General features: G+C 65.4%; 2 protein-coding genes. One reads left to right on the forward strand and one right to left on the reverse strand.

The genetic code is table 11. From position 1 onward, the window contains the following. Positions 1-165 precede the first annotated feature (165 nt). Complete coding sequence (locus FNJ47_RS45605; RefSeq protein ID WP_206685412.1) at positions 166-1,155, forward strand: agmatine deiminase family protein; 990 nt, start codon at positions 166-168, stop codon at positions 1,153-1,155. A 62-nt stretch (positions 1,156-1,217) separates the two neighbouring features. Here FNJ47_RS45605 and FNJ47_RS45610 read toward each other — a convergent pair whose 3' ends face one another. Further along, on the reverse strand, positions 1,218-2,390 hold the full coding sequence (locus FNJ47_RS45610) for a M20 aminoacylase family protein (RefSeq protein ID WP_163163280.1): 1,173 nt from the start codon (positions 2,388-2,390) through the stop codon (positions 1,218-1,220). Between the last annotated feature and the right edge of the window lie 158 nt (positions 2,391-2,548).

Raw genomic sequence — 2,548 nt, forward strand, 5'->3', positions numbered from 1 at the left:
CGGGTGAGCACCTGGGTATGAGACTCGTACATGTAGTGACAGGGCTTTAAGCGCTGTCTAGTTTTGTGTTTAATGGTACGGCGCCGCGCTAGATCAAAACGGAGTGGATCGTCGGCAGCGTCGGATGGGTATAAGAGACAGGCCCTCGATCAAGCGAGTTGGCGGATGCCGGACGAGGGCGCGCCGCATGCCGCGACCTGGATGGCGTTCGGCGCCAGCGCAGCGATCTGGGGCGGCAAGCTGCTTCCGGTTGCGCGGGACAATCTCGCCACCATCGCAAAGGCCATCGCGGCCTATGAGCGCGTCAACATGCTGGTGCGCGAGGAGGACCACGATATCGCCGCGCGGCTCTGCGGCCCCTCGGTCAGCCTCGTCATTCGACCGGTCGATGACGTGTGGATGCGTGACACCGGGCCGGTCTTCGTGAGGGATCCCTCCGGGCAACTCGGCGCGGTCGGCTTCAATTTCAACGGCTGGGGTAACAAGCAGCGCCATGCGCTCGATGCCGGGGTCGCAGAACACGTGGCCCGAGCCGCGAAGGCCACGTTCGTCAAGGCCGACCTGGTGCTGGAAGGCGGCGGCATCGAAGTCGACGGTGAGGGGACGGCCATCATCACCGAAAGCTGCGTCCTCAACCCAAATCGCAACGCGGGTGTGTCCAAGGACAAATGCGAGGCCGAATTGTCCCGCGTCCTCGGGCTGGAGAAGATCATCTGGCTGCCCGGTATTGCCGGCAAGGACATCACCGACGGGCATACCGACTTCTATGCACGGTTTGCCAGCCCCGGCGTCGTCGTGGCCGGCTTCGAGCAGGACCCGTCGTCGTTCGACCATGCGGTCACGAAACGACACCTCGAGATCCTGCGCGGCGCTGTTGATGCCAAGGGCCGGCGCCTGGAGGCCGTGGTATTGCACGGACCGTCAACCTGGCGCGCAAAATACGGCAACAAGGATTTCGCCGCCGGCTACATCAATTTCTACGTCTGTAACGGCGCTGTGATCGCACCGGAATTCGGCGACGTGGCAGCCGACCGCAACGCGCGCGATATCTTGCGGGAGCTGTTTGCCGACCGCGAGGTCATCCAGCTCAACATCGACGGCATCGCCGCCGGCGGCGGTGGAATTCACTGCACCACGCAACAGCAGCCGCGTTGATGACGCAGCCCGCACCGGCCGCGAACCGATCGCGGCCGGGCTCATGAGCTGCGCGCGTAGCGCTAGCCGGCCGGCATCTGCTTTTCGACCAGGCGCACCCAGTAGGAGGCGCCGTGGCCGAGAATGTTGTCGTTGAACTTGTAGGCGGGGTGGTGGCACATCGGGCCATCGCCCATGCCGAGGAAGACGAACGCGCCGGGGCGCGCCTCCAGCATGAACGCAAAATCCTCCGCGCCCATGACCGGCACCAGATTGTCGTTGACGCGGTCGGCGCCGACCACGTCGCGGGCGACCTCGGCCGCGACGCCGGCCTCGCGCGCGTGGTTCAGCGTCACCGGATACATGCGTCCATAGTCCGTCTCGGCCGATCCTCCATAGGCCTTGGCGATACTGGAGGCGACCTCGCCGATCCGGCGCTCGACCATATCGCGCACTCCGGGATCGAGCGTGCGCACGGTGCCGCCCAGCGTGACGGTCTCCGGGATCACGTTGAAGGCGCTCCCGGCCTCGAACATGGTGATCGAGATGACCGCCGATTTCAGCGGATCGAGATTGCGCGACACGATCGATTGCAGCGCGTTGATGATCTGGGCGCCGATCAGCACGCTGTCGATCGCCTCGTGCGGGGCGGCGCCGGCGTGGCCGCCCTTGCCGTGCACGACGATCTTCAAGGTATCGGACGAGGCCAGCATCGGGCCGGGCGTGGTCGCGAAATAACCTTCGGGCAGGCCGGGCATGTTGTGCAGGCCGTAGACCTCCTGGATGCCCCAGCGGGTCATCAGCCCGTCGTCGACCATCGCCTTGCCGCCGGCGCCGCCTTCCTCGGCGGGCTGGAAGATCACGACCGCGGTGCCGTCGAAATTGCGCGTCTCGGTGAGGTATTTCGCGGCGCCCAGCAGCATCGCGGTGTGGCCGTCATGGCCGCAGGCGTGCATCTTGCCCGGGATCTTCGAGGCGTAGTCGACGCCCGACGCCTCCATGATCGGCAGCGCGTCCATGTCGGCGCGCAGTCCGATGGTCTTGCCCGAATTGGACTTGCGGCCACGGATCACGCCGACCACGCCGGTGCGCCCGATCCCGGTCACCACCTCGTCGCAGCCGAACTCGCGCAGTTTCTCGGCAACAATGCCGGCGGTGCGGTGGACCTCGTAGAGCAGCTCGGGATTCTCGTGGAAGTCATGGCGCCAGGCGGCCATTTCATCCGAGAGGGCGGCAACGCGATTGACGATGGGCATTGGGAGCGTCCGTTTCTTGTGATTGCGTAGAGCGGGTTAGATGGGATAACGGGCCGGCGAGCTGCTAGCAAGCCGCTCACTCGCTACGGCGCTGGTGGTGGCGCGCTCGCTCGCGGCTTGCTGGTTAAGGCGGTCGTCCCTCAGATTGATGGTGTTTG

It is taken from the genome of Bradyrhizobium uaiense, from assembly GCF_010811875.1.
GTDB lineage: Bacteria > Pseudomonadota > Alphaproteobacteria > Rhizobiales > Xanthobacteraceae > Bradyrhizobium > Bradyrhizobium uaiense.

What these genes read in the sequence shown, in the direction of transcription:
- FNJ47_RS45605 (WP_206685412.1), top strand. Translation starts at nt 166, where the DNA reads ATGCCGGACGAGGGCGCGCCGCATGCCGCGACCTGGATGGCGTTCGGC.
- FNJ47_RS45610 (WP_163163280.1), bottom strand. Translation starts at nt 2,390, where the DNA reads ATGCCCATCGTCAATCGCGTTGCCGCCCTCTCGGATGAAATGGCCGCC.